At 44.5% G+C, this 22,251-nt stretch carries 20 protein-coding genes, 7 tRNA genes and 1 riboswitch; of the genes, 23 read left to right on the top strand and 4 right to left on the bottom strand.

Annotated features, from left to right (window positions below; translation table 11 throughout):
- Positions 1 to 835 precede the first annotated feature (835 nt).
- Positions 836 to 1,393 (bottom strand): hypothetical protein, encoded by a 558-nt coding sequence (locus FFM77_RS09700; protein WP_137635560.1) that lies wholly within the window; start codon positions 1,391 to 1,393, stop codon positions 836 to 838.
- An 87-nt stretch (positions 1,394 to 1,480) separates the two neighbouring features.
- On the opposite strand from FFM77_RS09700, the gene FFM77_RS09695 reads away from it, so the two are divergent.
- Positions 1,481 to 2,131 carry a Crp/Fnr family transcriptional regulator gene (locus tag FFM77_RS09695; protein ID WP_137635559.1) on the top strand — a complete coding sequence of 217 codons (651 nt, stop codon included), beginning with the start codon at positions 1,481 to 1,483 and terminating at the stop codon, positions 2,129 to 2,131.
- A 35-nt stretch (positions 2,132 to 2,166) separates the two neighbouring features.
- Here FFM77_RS09695 and FFM77_RS09690 read toward each other — a convergent pair whose 3' ends face one another.
- A complete protein-coding gene (locus FFM77_RS09690) occupies positions 2,167 to 2,511 on the bottom strand; it encodes a hypothetical protein (protein ID WP_137635558.1) in 345 nt (114 codons plus the stop codon).
- A gap of 734 nt (positions 2,512 to 3,245) precedes the next feature.
- Between FFM77_RS09690 and FFM77_RS09685 the strand changes: the two genes are divergently transcribed.
- The 5 genes from FFM77_RS09685 to FFM77_RS09665 all read left to right on the top strand — a co-directional run bounded on the left by FFM77_RS09685 (position 3,246) and on the right by FFM77_RS09665 (position 7,331).
- Positions 3,246 to 3,893 (top strand): metal-dependent transcriptional regulator, encoded by a 648-nt coding sequence (locus FFM77_RS09685; RefSeq protein WP_137635557.1) that lies wholly within the window; start codon positions 3,246 to 3,248, stop codon positions 3,891 to 3,893.
- Positions 3,894 to 4,148: 255 nt separating this feature from the next.
- On the top strand, positions 4,149 to 4,349 hold the full coding sequence (locus FFM77_RS09680) for a cold-shock protein (protein ID WP_137617075.1): 201 nt from the start codon (positions 4,149 to 4,151) through the stop codon (positions 4,347 to 4,349).
- Positions 4,350 to 4,517: 168 nt separating this feature from the next.
- Entirely contained in the window at positions 4,518 to 5,261 is a 744-nt protein-coding gene (locus tag FFM77_RS09675; RefSeq protein ID WP_137635584.1) for a threonine/serine exporter family protein, read from the top strand.
- A 263-nt stretch (positions 5,262 to 5,524) separates the two neighbouring features.
- Entirely contained in the window at positions 5,525 to 6,676 is a 1,152-nt protein-coding gene (locus FFM77_RS09670) for an RNA-guided endonuclease InsQ/TnpB family protein (RefSeq protein ID WP_137635556.1), read from the top strand.
- A 199-nt stretch (positions 6,677 to 6,875) separates the two neighbouring features.
- The gene (locus tag FFM77_RS09665) at positions 6,876 to 7,331 is read left to right on the top strand and encodes a threonine/serine exporter family protein (protein ID WP_137635555.1); all 456 of its coding nucleotides are present in this window, start codon (positions 6,876 to 6,878) and stop codon (positions 7,329 to 7,331) included.
- A 329-nt stretch (positions 7,332 to 7,660) separates the two neighbouring features.
- On the opposite strand, the gene FFM77_RS09660 is transcribed toward FFM77_RS09665, so the two are convergent.
- Complete coding sequence (locus FFM77_RS09660; RefSeq protein ID WP_137635554.1) at positions 7,661 to 8,677, bottom strand: LCP family glycopolymer transferase; 1,017 nt, start codon at positions 8,675 to 8,677, stop codon at positions 7,661 to 7,663.
- A gap of 265 nt (positions 8,678 to 8,942) precedes the next feature.
- On the opposite strand from FFM77_RS09660, the gene FFM77_RS09655 reads away from it, so the two are divergent.
- A complete protein-coding gene (locus tag FFM77_RS09655) occupies positions 8,943 to 9,605 on the top strand; it encodes a phosphatase PAP2 family protein (RefSeq protein ID WP_137635583.1) in 663 nt (220 codons plus the stop codon).
- A 465-nt stretch (positions 9,606 to 10,070) separates the two neighbouring features.
- Here FFM77_RS09655 and FFM77_RS09650 read toward each other — a convergent pair whose 3' ends face one another.
- Positions 10,071 to 10,871: a lp_1002 family arylesterase gene (locus tag FFM77_RS09650; protein ID WP_137635553.1), complete on the bottom strand. Its 801-nt coding sequence runs from the start codon at positions 10,869 to 10,871 to the stop codon at positions 10,071 to 10,073.
- A 63-nt stretch (positions 10,872 to 10,934) separates the two neighbouring features.
- On the opposite strand from FFM77_RS09650, the gene FFM77_RS09645 reads away from it, so the two are divergent.
- From FFM77_RS09645 to FFM77_RS09570, 16 genes are all read left to right on the top strand, one after another.
- On the top strand, positions 10,935 to 11,510 hold the full coding sequence (locus FFM77_RS09645) for a GNAT family N-acetyltransferase (RefSeq protein ID WP_137635552.1): 576 nt from the start codon (positions 10,935 to 10,937) through the stop codon (positions 11,508 to 11,510).
- Positions 11,497 to 12,021, top strand: a complete 525-nt coding sequence (locus FFM77_RS09640) for an Rrf2 family transcriptional regulator (protein ID WP_137635551.1) — start codon at positions 11,497 to 11,499, stop codon at positions 12,019 to 12,021. The genes FFM77_RS09645 and FFM77_RS09640 overlap by 14 nt, the downstream gene beginning before the upstream one ends.
- Before the next feature lie 188 nt (positions 12,022 to 12,209).
- Positions 12,210 to 13,892 (top strand): acetolactate synthase AlsS, encoded by a 1,683-nt coding sequence (gene alsS, locus FFM77_RS09635; protein WP_137635550.1) that lies wholly within the window; start codon positions 12,210 to 12,212, stop codon positions 13,890 to 13,892.
- Between the two features lie 21 nt (positions 13,893 to 13,913).
- Complete coding sequence (locus FFM77_RS09630) at positions 13,914 to 14,561, top strand: acetolactate decarboxylase (RefSeq protein WP_137635549.1); 648 nt, start codon at positions 13,914 to 13,916, stop codon at positions 14,559 to 14,561.
- Between the two features lie 40 nt (positions 14,562 to 14,601).
- Positions 14,602 to 14,786: riboswitch (Lysine riboswitch) on the top strand.
- Between the two features lie 135 nt (positions 14,787 to 14,921).
- Positions 14,922 to 16,370: an amino acid permease gene (locus FFM77_RS09625; protein WP_137635548.1), complete on the top strand. Its 1,449-nt coding sequence runs from the start codon at positions 14,922 to 14,924 to the stop codon at positions 16,368 to 16,370.
- Between the two features lie 298 nt (positions 16,371 to 16,668).
- Positions 16,669 to 17,439 (top strand): M15 family metallopeptidase, encoded by a 771-nt coding sequence (locus FFM77_RS09620; RefSeq protein WP_137635547.1) that lies wholly within the window; start codon positions 16,669 to 16,671, stop codon positions 17,437 to 17,439.
- Between the two features lie 110 nt (positions 17,440 to 17,549).
- Positions 17,550 to 18,185, top strand: coding sequence for a deoxynucleoside kinase (locus FFM77_RS09615; RefSeq protein WP_137635546.1), 636 nt, complete (start codon positions 17,550 to 17,552; stop codon positions 18,183 to 18,185).
- Between the two features lie 283 nt (positions 18,186 to 18,468).
- Complete coding sequence (gene serS, locus FFM77_RS09610) at positions 18,469 to 19,746, top strand: serine--tRNA ligase (protein ID WP_137635545.1); 1,278 nt, start codon at positions 18,469 to 18,471, stop codon at positions 19,744 to 19,746.
- A 953-nt stretch (positions 19,747 to 20,699) separates the two neighbouring features.
- Positions 20,700 to 20,781 (top strand) — tRNA-Leu (locus FFM77_RS09605).
- 7 nt (positions 20,782 to 20,788) lie between these two features.
- Positions 20,789 to 20,861: transfer RNA gene (locus FFM77_RS09600), tRNA-Thr, on the top strand.
- Between the two features lie 25 nt (positions 20,862 to 20,886).
- Positions 20,887 to 20,958, top strand: a tRNA-Gly gene (locus FFM77_RS09595).
- An 8-nt stretch (positions 20,959 to 20,966) separates the two neighbouring features.
- Positions 20,967 to 21,052, top strand: a tRNA-Leu gene (locus tag FFM77_RS09590).
- Positions 21,053 to 21,061: 9 nt separating this feature from the next.
- Positions 21,062 to 21,135 (top strand) — tRNA-Arg (locus FFM77_RS09585).
- Positions 21,136 to 21,142: 7 nt separating this feature from the next.
- Positions 21,143 to 21,216 (top strand) — tRNA-Pro (locus tag FFM77_RS09580).
- A gap of 55 nt (positions 21,217 to 21,271) precedes the next feature.
- A tRNA-Pro gene (locus FFM77_RS09575) sits at positions 21,272 to 21,345 on the top strand.
- A gap of 430 nt (positions 21,346 to 21,775) precedes the next feature.
- Positions 21,776 to 22,243 carry a CtsR family transcriptional regulator gene (locus tag FFM77_RS09570; RefSeq protein WP_137635544.1) on the top strand — a complete coding sequence of 156 codons (468 nt, stop codon included), beginning with the start codon at positions 21,776 to 21,778 and terminating at the stop codon, positions 22,241 to 22,243.
- The last annotated feature ends 8 nt before the right edge of the window (positions 22,244 to 22,251 follow it).

The following is a 22,251-nucleotide window of genomic DNA, read 5'->3' as shown; positions in this document are numbered from 1 at the left end:
TCGATCTTATGGCTGGATTGACTGTTGTCATGTTGGTCGTGTTTTGAAGTTTAACTTTGCAAAGAGATTTACAACAGAGCGCGGAACAGCGCTGAGAGATGCCTGGCTTAGACCAGGTAGTGATCGTGCATAAAACAACGTGTAATCGAATTCTAGAAGTAGTGTTCCGTTGCCCGGTGATGATTCTTACCAGTAGGACCCAAGTGATGCGGGAAAGCTTGGGTCTTTTTTGTAGAGTGAGAGCGCTGACGGGTTGCATCTGAGCATTGCCTAGCTAAGTCAATTATGCGGTGATTTTCCGCATGGTTGACTTAGCGTAGCAAGCGGAAGGTGCAGTCAGGGCGAACACGTTTCGACTAGCAACATAGAAAATGCGGTTTTGGCATTGTGCTGATAGCGTAGCAAGCGCAGTCTTCAGTTGGTCCGAACACGTTTCGACTAGCAAGATAGAAAGAAGGACGCTTGGTGTTAGTTGGTTTAAATTGCCACTCTGGTTGGCCCAGAATCGGCTGGAACGTGGTGGCCACGTTTGGAAGCCAAGGTGCGGTCTTCCAAGCCGGGCTTTATCTAAGTCGGAAAATCGCCGACCAAGATAAACGACACCACTGAGCCAATTCTGACCCGCCCTCCGTTAATTACTGGATATTTATAATTTGACGTTAAGTCATTGTAATCAGTAACTTTTAGAAACCAACCGGCAGGCGCAGTCAGGGCGAACACGTTTCAACTATTTAAATAGAAAAGAAGCGCCAGGCAACGACTCAAATTCATGATTTGAGTCGTTGCCTGGCGCTTCTTAATCGTAATTAGGAACAGATTAAGTTGCCGCTCTGGTTTAGTTAACTAATTCGATCTTGCCAACCGCAATTGGCAATGTCACATGTGTTGAATAATGACCGACTGCGCCGGCGACCGTGTCTGGTAAGACGACATCATCGGTCACCCCGTGAACATAAATGACACGTTTGTCTAGTGCTAAGTCACTGTCATTGAAAGTGGCCTTGAATTTTGCATCTAATTCAGTCAATGGCACGACTTTAGTATAAGCAAAGTGACCATTAGCGTCGGCAACAGGATAGTCATCATGGGGAATGTTCATTTTGTGTGGCGCGTTGTCGAGTGGCACCATCGTTGTGCCAGAAACAGCGCCGGTTTCAGGTAAGTCAACGAAACCATCGTGATTTACATCTTGGGCGCTAGTGGCGATTTCGGCTGGCCGATTATCTGGAAAGCCGTGGAAATGTTCCCAATGTTGGATATTTGCTGGGGTATCGAATAACTCTAAGTTGATCGTCAAGTTAGCGCCGTTTTCGATTAACACTGCCTGACCATGAGCGGCTGTACCAATTGCATTAGCGTTTAGTGGAACAAGTTCTGCACGATAGATTTTCATAAGTTCAAAGCCTCCGTTAGTTGATAAAGTTAGTGTATACTAGATGTGAATTTAAAAAATTGATAATTATCAAGAAAAGGTGATAAAATGTCACATTCGGCCTTTAAATGTGTGCAAGCAGCGCCAATCTTTAAGGGGTTAGCGGATACGGATATTGAGGAACTGGTCAAAATTTCGGTTCACCAGCAGTTGGTCAAGCGTGGCACCCAGTTGTATGCACCAACGACACCGTTAGAACGGATGTTGATTGTGGATCAAGGCCGGGTGAAGGTCTATCAACTGAATGCTAATGGTAAAGAAAAGGTGCTCTATATGCTGCGGCCAGGGGCTATTGATAGTGAGGCCGCGTTGTTCGTGCGGCGACAACATTTTAATTATGCTGAAGCGGTTGAAGATACGTGGATTTGTTCAATTGGTCGCGCTGACTTTCAGGACTTGATGCAGCGGGTTCCACAAGTGGCGTTGAATTTGTTGAATATTTTGGGGGATCGGCTAACGGCCTTAGAGTCGGTCAGTGCGCTCACAGGTAATTTAAAGTCGAAAAACCGTATTTTAGTTTACTTACAGCAAGTCGCTCAAGAACAACAGGCAAATCCGTTTGAACTACCTGAGAAGAAAAAAGAGCTAGCGAGCTTTTTAGGCATTACGCCGGAAACATTGAGTCGCCAACTACGCCAGCTGGTTGCCGAAGGACTGCTTGAAATTAAAGGGCGTCAGATTACGATAACCGAAAAATGAGGCCGAACCTAACTGGCTCGACCTCATTAAAAAAATTAAGATTTGGATACTTGAGCGAAGTGACTAGCATACCATTCGTCCCAGGTCTGAGCGGGATTGCCACTTTCAAAGTAGGGCTGGTCTAACTTGTCAATCAAGCTTAAGTAATCTTGGTAGGAAAAGTCAACACTATCTGAGATACGTTGATCTTTAGTCATAAAGCGAGATAAGTTCAAATGTTCGTTGATGTCAGTCATATAGTTGACGACCGGATAATTGGACATAAGTTCGAGATTATTAGCATCAAAAAGACGTTGATAAAACGCAGCAAAGGCTTCAACAGCTTTGTGTTGCAAAGAATCATTTAATTGGGTAATGGATAATTGAGCATCATCATTCACGATGCGGTTCCTCCTTAGTATTGACGCAAGCTACCGGTAAAATTCAAGAAATTTAAAACGGTTGCAACCAAAAGTGACTGGTTTGCGCTACAATTTAATTATGGCACGATGATTACTAAGCTGCAAGCGTGCTAACGTAATTAGTCAGGCGGTTTAATAATTAAATTAGCTGGTCCAGTTATGGACAGCGTTAGGCAATTTAGAAATGTCAGTTGTAAGTATTTGGTGTCAGTCAAGATGGCCGTCTGCTGATTGGCTAAAATAAATTTAGTCAACCAGAGTACGTTTGGTGCTAGTTGGTTTAAATTGCCACTCTGGTTGGGCCAGAATCGGCTGGAACGTGGTGGCCGCGTTTTCGAGCCACAGAGCGGTCTCGAAAGCCGGGCTTTATCTAAGTCGGGAAATCACCGACTAAGATAAACGACACCACTGAGCCAATTCTGGTCCGCCCGACGTTAATTAACAGCTGTTAAAAAGTTAACAATTGTTTATTTTCAGTTCGGTTATTTAGCCGAGAGGTTGGTTCCTAAAATGGCCCACAGCGTTCCAGCATTTTAGGAACCAACCGGCAGGCAGCAATTTCAACTAGCACCAAACGTAACTAGAGTGACAAGCTTTATCTTGGCCAGTACCAAATGCGGTATCAGTAGCAAAAAAAGTGTAAATGTAGTACGATAATTGCACTATCATTAAAAATGACGATTTAGATTAATTAGTTGAGGTGACGAATATTCATGACCCCCATGAAGGAAGATTATTTAAAAATTATTTTCGAACTTGGCGGTACAAAGAAGAAGGTGTCCAATAAGCAGATTGCGCTTAGCTTGGACATTGCGGCTGGTTCCGTAACGGAAATGGTCGGTAAGCTGGTGCAAGAAGGGTTAGCCAAGCATACCCCTTACGCTGGGATTTCATTAACCAAAAAAGGCATTCGCTATGCGGAGACTTTGGTTCGTAAGCATCGAATCTGGGAAGATTTCTTAGTTGATAAGCTGGGTTATGACTTACCGGACGTGCATACAGAAGCGGAAGTTTTGGAACATGTGACGAGTGAACGCTTAGTGGATTCACTGGAAGACTTCTTGGATCATCCGACTCATTGCCCACATGGTGGGGCAATTCCTGATAAGGATGGTCATTATACGGAAGACAGTCATACGGCGTTAGCTGATACGGAAGATGGTCAAGCGGTTGTGATTGAACGCTTCATTGATAATCATGATTTGCTGGTTTATTTACACGACATTCAATTGAAGATTGGTCAGGACGTCACCGTGATTAAGCATGATCCGTTTGAAGGACCAGTGACAATCGAAGTGAAAGCCACCGGGGAACAGATTCCGGTAAGTTACAAAGCGGCCCATAATATATTTGTTAAGTAGCATCAATCATTCATACCATCCTGAACAAACTGCGTAAAAGTAGCGTTTATATTCCGCTTTTTTTATCCAGTTATAAAGAATTTTAGGGAATTCGTCGGATTCACTATCCTTTTCAATAACAATATGCTACAATTACTCTTGTAGCTTGGTTAGGTAATTTTGGTCAGATCGTTTCAATAAACTATCCCCATTTGCACCGAATCATGATATACATCAATTTATATGTGCAAAAAAGCACTAGGAGGATTTTTTATTATGGAACATGGAACAGTTAAATGGTTTAACGCCGATAAAGGCTTTGGTTTTATCACTCGCGAAAACGGTAGCGATGTATTCGTACATTTCTCAGCTATCCAAGAAGACGGCTTCAAGACTCTTGAAGAAGGCCAAGCTGTATCATTCGACGTTGAAGAAAGCGATCGTGGCCCACAAGCAGTTAACGTTACAAAAGACTAATTAACAGCTTAAACGGCTAACTCCTACTTTATAGGAGTTTCGGAAAATCGACTGACGAAGGAAACTTCGTTGGCCGATTTTTTTTGCGTTTTTTAATGATTTAGGGTAGGCGACTGACCGTTTTTAGCTTAAAGTTAAAGTATTAAAAAGTAGGGGGCCAGTCGGATGATGACCACGGATGAATTAATTATTGCGACTTGTTTAAAAGCCGGTAAAATCATGGTTGAAAATGGTTCTGAGATTTCACGGGTCGATGATACGATGATTCGCATTGCCCAAAATGCTGGCGTCGTGCAAGCCAATACTTACGTGACAATTACTGGTGTGATGATGTCGATTCAAGGGCGGAATGCGACTCAGATTGCTGCGGTCAATAAGCGGACGATTGATTTGGAGAAAGTCGCGCAAGTTAATCAGCTCTCACGGGCTTTCGCCGATCAGACCATTGATTTGCCCACCTTACATCGGCGACTCAATCAATTAGATCAAGCGTCACGGTCATTTCCACTCTGGCTACAATTGGTTGGAGCGGCATTAGTCAGTGGGCCGTTGATGATCATGTTTCGGCACGAAGTCGAGAATACTTGGCCGACCGTTGTGATTGGGGTTGTCGGTTACTTAGTCTTTTACTTATTGAACCGTTATTTAAAAATTAAATTTTTGAGCGAATTAGTCGCTGCACTAGTGATTGGAGTTGCGGCGGAATGGTTGGTTCAATGGGGGTGGGGGACGAATGTCGACGATATTATTATCGGGGCATTAATGCCGCTAGTCCCCGGAGTGCCATTGACGAATGCAGTACGTGATATTTTAGCCGGTAATTTTGTGAGTGGTCCGGCGCGGGCTGTTGAAGCGATGATTAGTGCCGCGGCGCTTGGTTTTGGCATTGCCGTGGTCATCACACTTTTTTAAGGAGGACGATAACTGTTAGCTAAAATATAGTAAAACATGGTGTTTTATAGAAAAATGCTCATATTATCTAAAGAAAGCAAACATGGAGTTGGATAGTATGGATTGATCACCACAATGGCCAGCTACCTTTGTATTAATCGTGTAAAGTAGGTATAGATTGTGTAAAATCAGGATTAGCTTCGAGTTATTATGCTATATTGATTGAGTAACGTAATGAATGATTGTTTACGCTAACTTTTATCGATGTTGAGGTGCTTATTAGTATGATTAGAACCCAGAAGGTCAGATTATCTCCTAACAATCATATGCAGATGGTACTCAATGATTTATGTAATTATCGACGCTATTGCTGGAACAATGCACTGGCAACCTGGAATGACTTATACGAAGCCTATTGCTTAAATGCTGACGATAATTCGAAACCTAATCCACGATTGGTACGCAATGAATTAGTAGCAAACAAAGCCGATTGGCAATATGGCTTATCAGCTCGGACCTTGCAATTAGCGGTTGCTGATTTAGGAACCGCCTGGCAGAATTTTTTTGATCAAGCTCAACCTGATTGGGGGCGACCAAAATTCAAGTCCAAGCGAGCACCGCGCCAAGGCTTCAAAACTGACCGTTCTAAGTTAGTCGCGGGTAAATTACGGTTGGATAAGCCACGTGGTGTCAAGGATTGGTACGACATTCGCTTCAATAAACAGGTGGATTTAAGCGGTAAGTTAAAGTCTGTTAGTATTTATCGTGAAAATGGTATCTATTGGGCCTGCCTGAATCTTGAAGTGACAATTAAGCCGAAAGTTAAGACAAATCAAGTGACAGCTGTAGATGTGAATGTCGGTCACTTAAACTATACGTTAGGTGTGTTAAAAACACTGCCCTTCAAGTTGATGCGTTTATACAGCCGGATTAAGTTCTATCAACGTCAATTGGCACGTAAACGTCAAGTTAATGGGAAACAAGCAACTAAAACGAAAGCCTATCTTGCAACGAAAAACAAGTTGCAACGAGACTATCGTAAAGTTGCTGATTGCCAGCATGACCTGATGCATAAGTTTACGACCATGCTGGTTACTCAATTTGACACGATTGTGATTGAGGACCTAGCCGTGAAGGAAATGCAGATGACCCATGTCGCATCGAAAGGTCTGCATCGCTCGATGTTTGGTTATTTCCGTCAGCTACTGACTTATAAATGCCAATGGTATGGAAAAAGGTTGGTCCTAGCAGATCGACTTTATCCATCCACACAGCGTTGTTCAGTTTGTGGCTTCACTAAGCAAGGCGAAGACAAAGTTGGTTTACAAGGCAATCGCTGGCATGGTACTCGACATAATGAATATGACTGTTACCATTGTGGGGCTAAACTTGAGCGTGACGAAAACGCCGTGGCCAATCTATTAGCTTTGATCTAAAAAATAAAAACGAAGGGGTTGGCTTAGCCCTTAAACTATCATAGCTGGTCAATGTGGTATTTCTAACTAGAAATACTGGAATACCAACGTTATAACGGTAGTAAGCAAAATAAAAGAAAGGAAATATGCAACCTTTCCAAATGTGGAAATCAGTAATGTTTTTCTACATTTCTCCATGTTTTGCATAGCAGGGGACGCTATGAATTGGTTCGGTCAGCTCGTATTAGCCTATATTGCCGTCCTTGGTTTTGGACTAATTATTAATATCCCTCGGCGTGCCCTCAATATTGCCGGTTGGATTGGCACGCTAACCTGGGGTGCCTACTTAATCGTGCAAGTATTTGATGGTGGGGTCGTTTTAGGTAGCTTTATTGGTTCAGTCGGGATTGGCGTGTTAAGTAATTTAGCAGCACATTATAAGAAAATGCCCTCGATAATCTTTAATATTCCCAGTCTGGTCTCATTTGTGCCGGGGAGCCAAGCCTATCAGATGGTTCGTAACTTTGCATTGGGTAATTATCGAGCCGCAATCGGCTTTACGTTACAAGTCGTGACGATTACTGGGGCGATTGCAGTCGGTTTTCTGGTTGCGGAGTTATTTAACCGGTTAATTGCCTTTTGTTTGTTACAATGGCGACGATTTAAATTGTTATAAGCCATACTTGGTGCTAATTGGCTTAAATTGTCACTCTGGTTGGGCCAGAATCGGCTGGAACGTGGTGACCATGTTTTCGAGCCGAAGGGTGGTCTCGAAAGCCGGGCTTTATCTAAGTCGGAAAACCACCGACCAAGATAAACGACACCACTGAGCCAATTCTGGCCTGCCCGGCGTTAGTTAACGATAATTAATGATGATCTACTGTCGACCACAAACCAACCGGCAGGCGGCAATTTTGAATAGCGCCAAACATTGAGTACGCAAAAAATAAAAGCATCGGGACTTTTATTCGTCCGCGATGCTTTTACTTTGGCGTTATTTAGTGATTATTTGTTAGCGTATTTCTCACCGGTCGTCGCTGCTTTTAGATCAAGTGACTTCCGTAAGACGTTTGTAACCCGTTGCTTTTCAGATTGTGGGACGACTTCAAATGATTGGCCATCAAGCATCTTACCGCTACCTTGGGCATGGTCAGAGACGATGTTCTTAGTGGCAGTTCGGTAATTCGTGACAATGCTCGTTAAGTTACCAAAAGTTAAATCAGTCCGCGTTTGTTTGGCAATGGACTTCATGAATCCTTGCTTCATCAAGTTAGTGGCGTTGGCACTTTCACTAATAATGGCAGTAATCAATTGCCGTTGCCGTTGTTGCCGACCGTAATCACCTAATGGATCGTCATAACGCATCCGTGAGTAGGCTAAGGCTTTGGCGCCGTTCATATGCACTTTGTTGCCCTTGACGAAATGATAACCTTCATAGCTAAAGGTCCGGATTGGCGAAATATCCACGCCGCCGATTTCATCAACAACTTTCTTCATACCACCCATGTTGATCAAAGCGTAGTAGTCAATTGGCACATTCAACCATTTTTGAACCGTCTTGATGGTTGTCCCGGCACTCCCATAAGCATAGGCTGCGTTTAATTTAGCTGGGAAATCTTGTTCAAAACCAGAGATTGCGACTTCTGAATCTCGTGGCAAGCTCATTAACGTGGTCGTTTTAGTCGACGGGTTAATAGTTGCCACAATGATCGTATCAGTTCGGCCTTTATAATCTCGACCGAGGGCCCCAGTATCAGTCCCGAGTAACAAGATGGAAACCGGCTTCTTACCGTTTAAGACGGCACTGGTATTCCGAGACTTCTTAATGCCACTGCTTTGATAGACGATTTTAGCGGCGTTTTTTGCGTTAAAGTACGTCCGTGCTGCAAAGGCACCAATCCCCACGATTAACACGGCGATAACAATTAAAATAATATTACGAACGGGATGTTTCTTCTTGGGACCGCCGCCGTTTGGGCTTTCCTGTTGATGCATCTGTGATCTGCTTGGCATATCTTCCATGAACATTTCCTCCATTGGTTATGTAAAGACTACCCATAGTTTAGCATTTTTCCCCATTATCTGAAACTTAATTGAGTTTGAAAAAAATACCGAAAATTTCTAAGGTCAAACCAATAATAACTGTTTTTATATTAATAAACGATAAATTTTTGATATCTTTGAGATATTTTAATGTTCACTAACAAATTGATGGCGATACTACGGTGACGGCGGGGGTTATGGTATAATTTCCATAATTGCTAAATTAATGGGGGTTCTTGTCTTGATGATCGATAAGTCGCGTAGTCGGCCGGTCAAATTTGTCATTGCAGTCATTCTATTTGCCTATCTGAGCTATTTTATTAGTGATGGTGCGGTTGGCATTGATCTACTTGATGCCGGGGTAACGTCCATTGTGACAGTCTGGCAAAACGGGTTCTTTACGGGCGTGTTCACCGTGATTTCGTGGCTAGCTTCACCAGGGCGCGATATCGTGTGGATGGTCATATTGGCCTTTGTGCTGTATGGGTTTAAATATAAAATTCAAGCGTTCTGGGCACTGGCATTACTTGCTGGTGGGAATATCTTCGAGTTTATTTTTAAGCATTTAGTGGCACGAGCCCGGCCATTAGGACATCTGGCGTCAGATACGGGCTATAGTTATCCGAGTGGTCACGTTTTAGGAACGTTTATGTTAGTTTCCGTAGTGGTTATTTTGGTTGTGCCGGAGTTACCTAGTTATCGTTGGGCCGATGCGTTGCAAGCAGCTAGTGTGGCTTGGCTGATTCTAGTCATGTTGTCGCGGGTCTACTTGCAGGCCCATTATCCGACTGATACAGTCGGGGCGCTGTTACTAGGCTGGGTTTGGCTAGAAGTGATGGAATGGCTATACGTTTTATATGCCCGGAAATTATTAAAATGGCGACTGTTTTACCGGTCGTACTTATAAATTAAAAGGTCGTTGCTGAAAAGACAGTAACGACCTTTTTTGTGCCTATGATGATCAAGTAAATTTGGAAAGTGACCTTATATAGTAGATGACACGCTTGGTGCTAGTTGGTTTAAATTGCCACTCTGGTTGGTCCAGAATCGGCTGGAACGTGGTGGCCACGTTTGTGAGCCGAAGAGCGGTCTCACAAGCCGGGCTTTGACTAACCCGGAAAAATCACCGGCTAAGTCAAACGACACCACTGAGCCAATTCTGGCCCGCCCGCCGTTAGTTAGTCGATATTTATAAAATGTTCAATCAACAAATTTAGCCGAGAGGTTGGTTCCTAAAATGCTCGGACTTAGGCCAAGGCCAGTTTGGAAGACCGAACTTTGGCTTCAAAATGGCCCATGGCGTTCCAGCGTTTTAGGAACCAACCGGCAGGCGACAATTTCAACTAGTACCAAGCGTAGTAGTTGACACTTGCTAGCCCTCGCGTTGAGCAGTTAACCATTCTAAGGCCAAGGTCAACCAATGCGCGGCGTGGGGCTGTTTGGCGTCTGGTTTCCAAGCGGTCTGTGAGTTAGCCAACGCTAAGCCATGGGGACCATGTTGGAAAAGATGTAGTTCATAAGTAATATTAGCGGTAGCCAAGGCAGTCGCATAAGCTAAGGCATTTTGGGCCGGAACGATGGGATCATCGGTGGTGCCCCAAATAAAGGTTGGCCGGTTATTCGCATTAACGTGTTGTTCAGCCGCTAATTGTTGCGGCTCAGTCGTCCATTTAGCTAGAGTAGCCGCATCTTTAGGGAAGCCAAGCAATGGACTAATGACTGGATAGCTTAAAATCGTATTAGCCAGTGTTAACTCAGCTACTGGCGCTTGCAGTTTTTCAGCGACTTGATCGTGCCAGTAGTCGTTGTATAGGGCCACGATATGACCGCCAACGCTAAAGCCGGCCGCTGTAATTTGATCAGGGTCTAGTTGCCATGCCTCGGCATGTTGATGGAGTTGTTGAATAGCCCGTCCTAAGTCCCAAACCGGGTTTAAGCCGAGCGGAACATGCTCATTGACAAAGGAATACCGTAAATAAAAGGCTTGATAGCCGTGCCCAGCAAAAGCTAGGGCCAAACTTTCAGCCTGTTCACGCGGAATATGGGTATACGAGCCACCGGGAACGATAATGATCGCGGGGAGCTTGGTTAAATGGGCATTTTGATCTGGATCACGCAATAAGCCGACCAGTTCGACATGCGGTGCGGCTAATTTTTGTTGAATCACTTGCATGCAATCACCTCAATTGATATTGTTGATACAGGATCATTATAACGTAAGAAAGGTGGGACCGATATGTTAATGGTGACCACGAATTTACATAATGAACAAATCCGACTCCGCCCATTTCAAGTGACCGACGTGGCCGACTATTTTGAAATGGTGCAAAATCGCGATATTGCGGTCAATGCTGGTTTTACACCGGTCAATGATATGATGGAAGCACAGTATTTATTAGGGCGGCAGTTACAGCAACCGCAAGTTTTTGCGATGGTTTTGGTGGCAACTGATAAAGTTATCGGCAGTGTTGGGTTGTATGAGCGGATGAATAATCAAGGCGAACCGGCACCACGCCAAATGGATATGGGGTATATGTTAAATGCCAACTACTGGCATCAAGGCTATATGACAGCGGCGGTGCATTTATTGCGACGTTATGGATTTCAAGATTTACAGTTGGCGCGTATCACGGCCAGTTGTTTAGCATCCAATGTTGCTTCACGGCATATTTTAGAGCATGCCGGTTTTGAGCAGTACGATCAAGTCACACATCCAAGCTATGCGCAATTTGGGGCTGGTCAAACGGAACTCTTCTTTGAACAGTTGGCACCACAAGCCACAGTGGGAGGCGACGACCATGCAGCTGGCTAAATCTTTTGAACAGGCCGCTTGTATTCTCGTGTTGTTGGCGACGCAACGCCCCGATATTCCATTGACGTCAGCGGCCATCCATGACCGTATTGGTGGTTCAGCCACTTATTTACGCAAGATTATTCGTAAGTTGGTCGTGGCTGAATTGGTGGCCTCAACGAGTGGCAACAATGGCGGGGTCCGCCTATCGCGTTCACCTGAAAAAATCACCATTAAAGACGTGGTCTTGGCGATTGAAGGACCGTTGCATACCTTTCCAGATCACGGCTACTTTGATCAAGTCTTTAAAGATGTGGAACCAGTGGCCGATGAAGGGACGAAAGTCGTCAATGCGATTTTTTCACAAGCCGATCAACGGTGGCTGGATTTTTTGAGTCAACAAAAAATAGCCACCTTAATTAAGGAGTTACTAGTGGTGCCACAGATTCCAGTCTTAGATTGGAATGATCAAACGGCCGATAAAATGGGGTTGTTGAATGACTTATTAGCCCACATGCGGGGGAATAAGTGAGTGACACTACAAAGTTAGCTGAAATTGTATGCGGTTACGGCAACCTGTCACGGCAAAAGCAAGGGGGAACACGTTTTAGTGGTTTAGCCCAAGCAGATAACCTTTTTCACAAGAACGGAAACGCTGTTATTACACGTCTATCTATGGTATTCTAACAATAATTTTCACAAACAGGAGCGAACAAAAAAATGGCAGATAAAAAGTATTATGGTGCCGACGCGATCGTCGACAGTTTAGTTAACCACAACGTTAAGTATGTGTTCGGGATTCCCGGCGCCAAGATTGATCGGGTCTTTGAACGGCTGGAACATCCAGTGAATCCGAAAGCCCCCAAGTTGATCGTGACGCGTCACGAACAAAACGCGGCCTTTATTGCGGCCGGTATTGGCCGGATTACTGGGAAGCCAGGGGTTGTGATGACAACTTCTGGTCCTGGGGCTAGTAATTTAGCTACGGGTTTAGTTACGGCGACAGCTGAAGGTGACCCGGTCTTGGCCATTTCTGGACAAGTTCAACGGGCCGATCTATTACGTTTGACCCATCAAAGTATGGATAACGCGGCGTTGTTCGAACCGATTACGAAGTATAGCGCTGAAGTTCAAGAACCAGAAAATGTGTCAGAAGTCTTAGCGAATGCGTATCAAGAAGCCGTAGCTGCTAAACAAGGGGCCAGCTTTGTCAGCATCCCTCAAGATGTGACGGACTCATTAGTACGCAGTTCGGTGATTCAACCGATGCAAGCGCCGAAGCTTGGCCCAGCTAGTCCAGTCGAAGCCACGTTATTGGCACAAAAGATCAAAGCTGCTAAGTTACCCGTCTTATTAGTAGGGATGCGGGCTTCTTCACCAGAAGTAACCAAAGCCATTCGGAATTTAGTGACAGCAGCGAACTTGCCAGTTGTTGAAACGTTCCAAGCAGCCGGGGTTATTTCACGTGACCTAGAAGCTCAACATTTCTTTGGCCGCGTCGGCTTATTCCGGAACCAACCAGGGGATATGCTCTTAAAGAAGTCTGACTTAGTGATTGCGATTGGTTATGATCCAATCGAATATGAACCACGGAACTGGAATGCGGAAGGCAAAGCCCGGATCGTGGTTATCGATGCCATGCGGGCTGAACTGGACCATAACTTCCAACCAGAGACTGAATTAGTTGGGGATATTGCCCAAACCCTCGACTTTTTGTTACCCTATATGCAAGGGTATGATATTAGTGATGACGCGAAGACTTATTTGGGTGACTTGCAAGAACGGTTGCAAACGCGTGATTTCGTGCCAAATATTGATGAAAAGTCTGGCTTAAACCATCCATTATCCGTGATTTCAGCTTTGCAAAAGCGGGTGACTGACGAGATGACGGTGACCGTGGATGTTGGGAGCTTCTACATCTGGATGGCCCGGCATTTCCGGAGTTATGAACCTCGGCACTTGTTGTTCAGTAACGGGATGCAGACTTTAGGCGTGGCGTTACCTTGGGCGATTGCGGCAGCGTTAGTGCGCCCAAATACGCAAATCGTTTCAGTTGCAGGCGATGGTGGCTTCCTCTTTTCTGGGCAAGAACTAGAAACGGCAGTACGCTTGAATTTAAACATCGTTCAATTGATTTGGAATGATGGTAACTATGATATGGTTAAGTTCCAAGAAGAGATGAAGTATGGTCAAGACGCTGCGGTCAGCTTTGGCCCGGTTGACTTCGTGAAGTATGCGGAGAGTTTTGGCGCGACTGGTTTACGTGTCGATCAACCACAAGATTTGGAAAAAGTGATGGATCAAGCATTTGCAACGGATGGGCCAGTCATTGTCGATATTCCGATTGATTATTCCGATAATCAGGCACTCGGCCAAACGATGCTACCTGATCAATTTTATTAAAATTGAAAAGAAGGCTAATTTATGGCAACAACATTATATCAACATAGTACCGTTGCTGCGCTAAAAGCAGGCGTAGTGGCGGGTAATCAGACGTTAGCACAGTTATTAACACACGGTGATACTGGGATTGGCGCCGCTGATCAGTTAGCAGGCGATGTGACGATCTTAGATGGGCAAGCGTATCAATCGCAAGCTAACGGGAAGACCCAAGCCTTAGCTGGCACGGTCAAAGTCCCATTTGCGATGGTACATGCTAACCAGCCAACGATTGAGCAAACTTTTGAAAATGTTGATCAACATGTTTTTGAACAGCAACTACTTTCGCTGTATCCGTATCAGAATGTGTTAGTCGCGCTACGAGTGACTGGGACGTTTGCAACCATGCAGTTGGCGGTCAATCGTTCCGCAGCGGTGACCGATCAAACGGCCCAACGCCAGTTCGAGGCGCATAACGTTACCGGGACCTTGGTCGGATATTATGTACCGAGCTTTTATCATGGCGTGACCCAAACCGGCTTTCATTTACATTTTCTAAATGAAGATCACCGTTTTGGCGGTCATGTCAGTGGTTATCGGATTGATACTGGGGTTGTTCAGTTGCAAGCCTTAAATGCCTTGCAAATCGTGACGCCGACTCACGATCAACAGTTTTTAAATCGTCGACAATAGGTTGTCAAACCACAGTTGGTTTTGTATAATGGTTGAGTATATCGAAAGAAGAGGACGCGATTAACAATAGTAATTCAAGGGAGCTGGAGTGACCAGCGATGAACTTGAATGAACGGGGCAATCGCCGAAATCTTAACCCGGGTCACCCGAGTTAAGGTTGGGCCTTGGTTGAATAAATCAAGGACTGTCGCAGCGGGAGTTTCGCTGCGGGGCGCTATCGACGATGAAATCAGCATTAGGTAACCATCTGATTAAGTCTTTTTGCGCAGTTTGCAAAGGGACTTTTTATTTTGGTCACTGGTCACTGAATCGGTGTGAACACTTTTAGATATAAATCAAAATTTTTTGGAGGTAGCTGCTTTGGCAGAAGAACAACAGCATGAAGTGAAGCGCTCGTTACAGACGCGCCATCTCTCCATGATTGCTTTAGGTGGTAGTATTGGAACCGGCTTGTTTGTGGCATCCGGTTCCGCAATTTCAACGGCTGGTCCAGGTGGGGCTTTGTTAGCATATGTTGGGATTGGAATCATGGTTTATTTCTTGATGACCAGTTTAGGTGAAATGGCGACCTACTTGCCCGTTTCAGGCTCATTTTCTACCTATTCGACCCAATTCGTTGATCCGGCGTTGGGCTTTGCGATGGGCTGGAACTATTGGTTTAATTGGGCGATTACGTTAGCGGTCGATATTAGTACGGCCGCGATTGTCATGCAATTCTGGCTGCCGGAAATTCCGGGCTGGGTCTTTAGTCTGATTGCCTTAGTCTTGATCTTTACAATCAATGCCCTTTCTGTACGGTCATTTGGTGAAACCGAATATTGGTTATCCTTGATTAAAGTGGTGACCGTGTTAATTTTCTTAGTCGTTGGGGTACTGACCATCTTCGGGATTATGGGCGGTCATGCGACTGGCTTAAGTAACTTTACAATGAAAAAGGCGCCGTTTGTCGGTGGCATTCCTACAATCTTAAGCGTCTTCGTTGTGGCGGGGTTCTCATTTCAAGGGACCGAATTGATAGGGATTACCGCTGGAGAATCAGCGACGCCGGAAAAGAGTATTCCAGCAGCCATCAAACAAGTCTTCTGGCGGATCTTACTATTTTATATTTTAGCGATTTTCGTCATTGCGGCGATTATTCCGTATACGTCTAAAGACCTATTGGGATCTTCAGCATCGGATATCGCCATCAGTCCCTTTACGTTAGTCTTCAAGCGGGCTGGGCTAGCCGCCGCGGCGAGTGTGATGAATGCCGTTATCTTGACATCCGTCTTGTCAGCCGCTAACTCGGGGATGTACGCCTCAACCCGGATGTTATATTCCTTATCCTTACAAGGGTATGCTCCGAAAGCCTTTGGGCGCGTCAACCGCCGTGGAATCCCAATTATGGCGTTATTCGGGACGACGGTCATTGGCTTGTTAACTTTCCTTTCAAGCTTGTTCGGTGATCGCATCTACTTGTTCTTAGTTTCAGCGAGTGGGTTAACCGGGTTTATTGCTTGGTTAGGGATTGCCATCTCACATCTGCGATTCCGCCAAGCGTTTATTAAGCAAGGCCACCATGTGAGTGAATTGCGGTATCATGCCAAATTATTCCCATTTGGCCCATTGTTCGCGTTCTTCTTATGTATGGTCGTTATCATCGGCCAAGACTTGCATTCCTTTGCGACTTGGGATTGGCAAGCCATCGGGGTCACTTACATGAGTATCCCGTTGTTTATTATCCTGTTCTTCTATTACAAGATTCGGTATCATACAAAGCTGATTCCGTTAGATAAAGTTGATTTAAGCAAACATCATTTAGATCAATAATCAGTTTAAAAGTGACTGGGCAATTTGCTTAGTCGCTTTTTTGTACCTTGTGGAGCCTGGAGAAAACTGCTAATCATCCATAGCACCAAACAGCAACAAGCTCAGCGTTAGGGTAATTAAAGAAAGTTACCACATTAACGGTGTGAATTCGTCTTTTATTATGATTGTAATCTGAGCTTAAGTTGACGTTAATCAAAAAATATTACAGAATAGTTAAGTAACTTCAAAATAATTGTGATTAGCTGAATGCGGTTGTGTGAGTATGCTACGCTGAAAGTTGAAAGGCAGAGAGAAGATAATGTTAAAGAATGTGATTTTGAAGAGCTTGGCCTTAGTGTCATTGGCTGGGATGCTCGGCGGCTGTTCGGCATCTAATGCTAGCAGCAAAGGCCATCAGACGAGTGCGGTGAAGACCACCGCCACCCAAAGTAAACAACAAAAGCTGATTAAGGCGTTACCGAAGGGTGTTAAGTCGACCGATGCTAATCTGATCGTGGTCAATAAGTGGCACAAATATAATGAATTAACGTTTCATAAAGCAACGGTCGGTGGGGTCACGGTCCGCAAATCAATCGTCAGTCCCTTAACCGCCTTTTTAAATGGCGCTGAAAGAGCCGGTTATCCAGCCACCTTAGTCTCCGGTTATCGGTCTGTCCAATATCAAAAAGAAGTCTGGAATGAATCAATTGAGAATTATGAGGCACAGGGTAAGACTGAAAAGCAGGCCTTGAAGTTGACGAAAGAATACGTGGCGATTCCACGGGCGAGTGAACATCAGACCGGCTTAGCCGCGGATGTGATGAATACCAGTTGGTTCAATGCCCATAACAGTCAGCTCTTATCCAGTTCTGATAAAGCTAAAGGGCAACAATGGTTAATTAAGCATGCGCCAGACTATGGGTTTGTTTTGCGATTTCCAAAGAGCGGCGCCAAGTCAACTGGGATTGATTATGAATCATGGCATTTCCGTTATGTAGGTAAAAAGAGTGCGGCCTTTATGACGACCCACAACTTAACCCTCGAACAATATGTTAGTTTGCTAAAAGCCCGTGAAAAGGCCGCTAAGTAATTTAGGAAATATCAACCAGATATTGCATTTTGGTGACGGGGTGCGTACAATATGTAGTGTTGCTTTAAATGAAACTAGACAATATTGTACGTTAAAAAGGAGAGAACCCCATGCTTGTAATGTCAGGAACAATCGGTGCCGGCAAGACTAGTTTGACGCATTTGGTAGCGGACCATTTTGGTTCCAAAGCGTTCTACGAATCAGTCGATGACAATCCTATTTTGCCATTATTCTATAAGGACCCGAAAAAATACGCGTTTTTATTACAAATCTACTTTTTGAATAAACGCTTAGGTAGTATCAAGTCCGCTTTTGCCAACGACCTAGATGTCCTCGATCGCTCAATCTTCGAAGACTCACTCTTATTCCATTTAAATGGTGATTTAGGCCGGGCCACGAGTACGGAAGTTGATATTTACGATTCCTTATTAAATAACATGATGCAAGAATTGCCGGAAGCACCGCATCAAAAGAGTCCTGACTTATTGATTCATATTAATATTTCGTTTGAAACGATGTTAAAACGAATCCAAAAGCGGGGCCGTTCTTATGAACAAATCGATCAAGACCCAGCGTTATATAAGTATTATCAGACGCTGAATGACCGGTATGACCAGTGGTATGCCAACTATGATCACAGTCCGAAGATGCAAATCGATGGTGATAAGTTAGATTTCGTCGCCGATGCCGATGCACGTCAACACGTGATCCAGTTGATCGATGATAAGGTTGCCAGCTTAAGCTAGTTGCCTTTTTGTGGCACATGCCTTATAGTATAGAAGAATATTAAACACGGCGCGTTTTAAGTAGACAGTCAGAGAACCGGTGGATGGTGTGAACCGGGTGTCGAAACTCCGACGCGACAAAGTGGGCAGGTAATACTGCACGGCAGAGCCGTTATCCGTTTAAGGGTGGGATCATGATGATCCTGAACTTGGGTGGTACCGCGAATTGCAGTCTCTTCGTCCCAATTGGGAGGAGAGACTGTTTTTTTATCTAAATTTATCGCTAGTCAAGGAGGATTTTTTCATGTTAGATGTTAAAATGATTCGTCAAAAACCAGATTTCTTCAAAGAACAGCTGGGTCACCGGGGTGTGGCTGCTAGTCAGATTGATGACTTGATCAAAGCCGATGCTGATCGCCGGGACTTGATTGCCAAGAGTGAACAGTTGAAGTCGACGCGGAACCAAGTTTCTGGTGAAATTTCACAATTAAAGCGGAATAAAGAAGACGCCAGTGCCCAAATCGCTGAAATGCAACAAGTTAGTGCCGAAATCAAGACGTTAGATGATGATCGTCGCAAAGCCGATGCCCAAGTGCAAGATATGGCAGCCCATTTGCCGAATGTGCCGCATCCAGATGTGCCAATTAGCTTAAAAGAAGAAGATGCGGTTGAATTACGTCGCATCGGGACACCACGGAAGTTTGATTTTGAACCTAAAGCCCATTGGGAACTTGGCGAAGACTTAGGTATCTTGGACTTCGAACGCGGAGCTAAAGTTTCTGGTAGCCGTTTCTTATACTACATCGGTGATGGCGCTAAGTTGGAACGCGCTGTCTATAACTTCTTCTTGGATCAACATGAAGCCGAAGGGTATACAGAAGTTTTGCCACCATATATGGTAACTGATGAATCAATGTATGGAACCGGCCAATTCCCTAAGTTTAAGGATGACGCTTTCCGGATTACGACGCAGGACTTAAGCTTGATTCCAACAGCCGAAGTGCCATTGGTCAACTACTACCGTGACGAAGTGATTCCAGCTGAAAAGTTACCCGTTTACTTTACGGCCTTATCACCAGCCTTCCGTGAAGAAGCCGGGAGTGCCGGTCGTGATACTAAAGGGTTGATCCGGTTGCACCAATTCAATAAGGTTGAAATGGTTAAGTTCACGAAGCCAGAAGATTCATGGGATGAACTTGAAAAGTTGACCAATAATGCAGAATCATTATTGAAGAAGCTCGATTTGCCATATCACGTGATTACATTAACCACGGGTGACATGAGCTTTACTGCTGCGATGACGCATGACTTGGAAGTTTGGTTCCCAGAACAAGACAAGTATCGTGAAATCTCAAGTTGCTCGAACTGTACTGATTTCCAAGCACGCCGGGCCCATATCCAATACCGAGATGACGACGGCAAGCTTCAATTCGTTCATACGTTGAACGGGAGTGGCTTAGCAGTTGGTCGGACGGTTGCTGCGATTATGGAAAACTACCAAAACGAAGATGGGTCAATTACGATCCCAGATGTTTTGGTACCTTACATGCATGGTAAAACTAAAATTGAAAAACAAGCTTAATGCTTAACTTGAAAGATCGCCTTCATTGGCGATCTTTTTTTACGCTTAAATCAGTTGATATATGCTCGGCGTTAGTTGAAATTGCCGCCTGACGGTTGGTTGCTAAAATGTTGGAACGCCATGGGTTATTTTGAAGTTAAGGTTGAGGCCTTCAAAACTCTAAGGCCGAGCAGAACACTCGCACGATGGCCAACGCCACAGCTGAGCATTTTAGTAACTAACTTTTCGGCTAAATTTGTGGTCGACAATAGATAATCATTAATCTTGATTAACTAACGCTGGGCGGACCAGAGTTCGCTCAGTGGTGTCGTTTATCTTGGTCGGTGATTTTCCGACTTAGCTAAAGCCCGGCTTTCAAGACCGCACTGTGGCTAGAAAACGCGGCCACTACGTTCCAGCTGATTCTGGGCCAACCAGAGTGGCAATTTAAACCAACTAGCCCCAAGCATAAGCAGACTTATAAAGTCATGCTGGATTAAATCGTCAGCGGGCAAGGTTGAATAATTAATCAGTTTGACGTTAATATTAGTGTCGCAACTGATTGTAACGGCACGCTGAGAAAAGGTGGCTGATAAAGCTGGTATGAGGTTGGAAGGGGCACGATCACGGTTGGTGAGGTGAACGGGACTGTTAACTGAGGCCGGTTGTCAGCACTTAGCAGCTAGTCATAATTCAAAATCATCATCAGCAAAAGCCCGTTGTTGCAAGAAATCTGACAGTCCTTTAGGCTTAATTCAATTTTTTTTAGAAAAAGGGTTTGCTAAATTCAAAAGCAGTGCTATAATATTTCTTGTCGGAAAAAACATGAGTTTTTATTCATTGAAAAAGCATGTTTATCCAGAAAATTAAAAAAAACGTTGACAAGCATTTAACATCATGATAAAGTTAAATAGTTGTCAAAAGGCGTAATTAAGTAAGGTTGTTAGTCGCGACAACGGCATGAATAAGATCATGCGGGTGTGGCGGAACTGGCAGACGCGCTAGATTTAGGTTCTAGTGTCTTACGACGTGGGGGTTCGAGTCCCTTCACCCGCACTATCATGCCGACTTAGCTCAGTTGGCAGAGCATCTCACTAGTAATGAGGAGGTCGGAGGTTCGAATCCTCTAGTCGGCATTTACAACTTAATAGCTTTTAATTTGCGGAAGTAGTTCAGTGGTAGAACATCACCTTGCCATGGTGGGGGTCGCGGGTTCGAATCCCGTCTTCCGCTTTTAATTTGCCGGGGTGGCGGAATTGGCAGACGCACAGGACTTAAAATCCTGCGGTTAGTGATAACCGTACCGGTTCGATCCCGGTCCTCGGCATTTTAATTTGCACCCATAGCGCAATTGGATAGAGTGTCTGACTACGAATCAGAAGGTTGTAGGTTCGACTCCTACTGGGTGCATTGGTATCGGGAAGTAGCTCAGCTTGGTAGAGCACCTGGTTTGGGACCAGGGGGTCGCAGGTTCGAATCCTGTCTTCCCGATCGATTACAACAGTCTTAGTTTTCTGAACTAGGGCTTTTTATTTAATCTTTTTAACGGGAAGTAGCTCAGCTTGGTAGAGCACTACGTTCGGGACGTAGGGGTCGCAGGTTCAAATCCTGTTTTCCCGATAAATAAAGACGGTTGGTGTGGCTGAATACAGTCACGCTTTTTTTGTGCCTTTTTAAGACCTTATTTAAATGATGATTTGATTAAGGCAATGAGTCACTTAATTAAGTATCTTGATAAATCTTGACGATGACCCGTCACACAATGATAACTGGATGGCTGGTCAGTAAGTGGTTAAACACAGTCGTTACTGGGCCATTCGGTGGATAAATTTAGTTATATTGACTCGGTTACGAATTCCCTAATGTAATTCTCATTTATTTGCGAAAATCCTGGTCCAAACAATTGAAAGCTTGCCGGGGGCGTGCTATGCTGAAACAACCGTGGGGCGTTGGTTCCCGCCGTCATTTAGGTATTATTCTTTGCAATTTGTGATTATCCTCGTATAATAATAGTCAATATTAGTCAAAGATAATGTAAAGGGTGATTCAGATGCAAAGTCAAAATATCTCCGATATCATCGAAAAATATTTAAAAAGTATTTTGGCGGACGCTGAGCAGGTTGAAATTCGGCGGTCTGAGATCGCGGATTTATTCAACGTGGTACCTTCGCAGATTAACTATGTGATTAAGACTCGTTTTACCATTCAAAATGGCTACTTAGTTGAAAGTAAGCGTGGCGGTGGCGGGTATATTCGGATTGAAAAGGTTAACCTAGTCGATGATGCTGACGTGTTGGATACCTTGATTCAAGTGATTGGGGATTCAATCACCCAGCGGGATGCCTACGCGGTTGTTCAAAGTCTCTACGAAGATGAGGTTTTAAGTCAGCGCGAGGCGCAATTGATATTAGTCGCAACTGATCGCAATACCTTAGGGGTTGACGATCATGATTTAGAGAACAGTTTACGCGCGCGGATTATTATTGGAATTTTGAACCATCTGCGCTATGAAAGCTAAGAAAGCGA

The organism is Lactiplantibacillus songbeiensis, assembly GCF_005405125.1.
Classification (GTDB): Bacteria; Bacillota; Bacilli; order Lactobacillales; family Lactobacillaceae; genus Lactiplantibacillus; species Lactiplantibacillus songbeiensis.
The sequence above is the reverse complement of the archived record's forward strand: the minus strand, read 5'-3'. Positions and strand labels throughout refer to the sequence as shown.

Bases quoted from the DNA above. Each gene is read 5' to 3' on its own strand.
- FFM77_RS09700 (WP_137635560.1), bottom strand. From the start codon at position 1,393: ATGAAAATCTATCGTGCAGAACTTGTTCCACTAAACGCTAATGCAATT.
- FFM77_RS09695 (WP_137635559.1), top strand. From the start codon at position 1,481: ATGTCACATTCGGCCTTTAAATGTGTGCAAGCAGCGCCAATCTTTAAG.
- FFM77_RS09685 (WP_137635557.1), top strand. From the start codon at position 3,246: ATGACCCCCATGAAGGAAGATTATTTAAAAATTATTTTCGAACTTGGC.
- FFM77_RS09680 (WP_137617075.1), top strand. From the start codon at position 4,149: ATGGAACATGGAACAGTTAAATGGTTTAACGCCGATAAAGGCTTTGGT.
- FFM77_RS09675 (WP_137635584.1), top strand. From the start codon at position 4,518: ATGACCACGGATGAATTAATTATTGCGACTTGTTTAAAAGCCGGTAAA.
- FFM77_RS09670 (WP_137635556.1), top strand. From the start codon at position 5,525: ATGATTAGAACCCAGAAGGTCAGATTATCTCCTAACAATCATATGCAG.
- FFM77_RS09665 (WP_137635555.1), top strand. From the start codon at position 6,876: ATGAATTGGTTCGGTCAGCTCGTATTAGCCTATATTGCCGTCCTTGGT.
- FFM77_RS09660 (WP_137635554.1), bottom strand. From the start codon at position 8,677: ATGGAAGATATGCCAAGCAGATCACAGATGCATCAACAGGAAAGCCCA.
- FFM77_RS09655 (WP_137635583.1), top strand. From the start codon at position 8,943: ATGATCGATAAGTCGCGTAGTCGGCCGGTCAAATTTGTCATTGCAGTC.
- FFM77_RS09650 (WP_137635553.1), bottom strand. From the start codon at position 10,871: ATGCAAGTGATTCAACAAAAATTAGCCGCACCGCATGTCGAACTGGTC.
- FFM77_RS09645 (WP_137635552.1), top strand. From the start codon at position 10,935: ATGTTAATGGTGACCACGAATTTACATAATGAACAAATCCGACTCCGC.
- FFM77_RS09640 (WP_137635551.1), top strand. From the start codon at position 11,497: ATGCAGCTGGCTAAATCTTTTGAACAGGCCGCTTGTATTCTCGTGTTG.
- alsS (WP_137635550.1), top strand. From the start codon at position 12,210: ATGGCAGATAAAAAGTATTATGGTGCCGACGCGATCGTCGACAGTTTA.
- FFM77_RS09630 (WP_137635549.1), top strand. From the start codon at position 13,914: ATGGCAACAACATTATATCAACATAGTACCGTTGCTGCGCTAAAAGCA.
- FFM77_RS09620 (WP_137635547.1), top strand. From the start codon at position 16,669: ATGTTAAAGAATGTGATTTTGAAGAGCTTGGCCTTAGTGTCATTGGCT.
- FFM77_RS09615 (WP_137635546.1), top strand. From the start codon at position 17,550: ATGCTTGTAATGTCAGGAACAATCGGTGCCGGCAAGACTAGTTTGACG.
- serS (WP_137635545.1), top strand. From the start codon at position 18,469: ATGTTAGATGTTAAAATGATTCGTCAAAAACCAGATTTCTTCAAAGAA.
- FFM77_RS09570 (WP_137635544.1), top strand. From the start codon at position 21,776: ATGCAAAGTCAAAATATCTCCGATATCATCGAAAAATATTTAAAAAGT.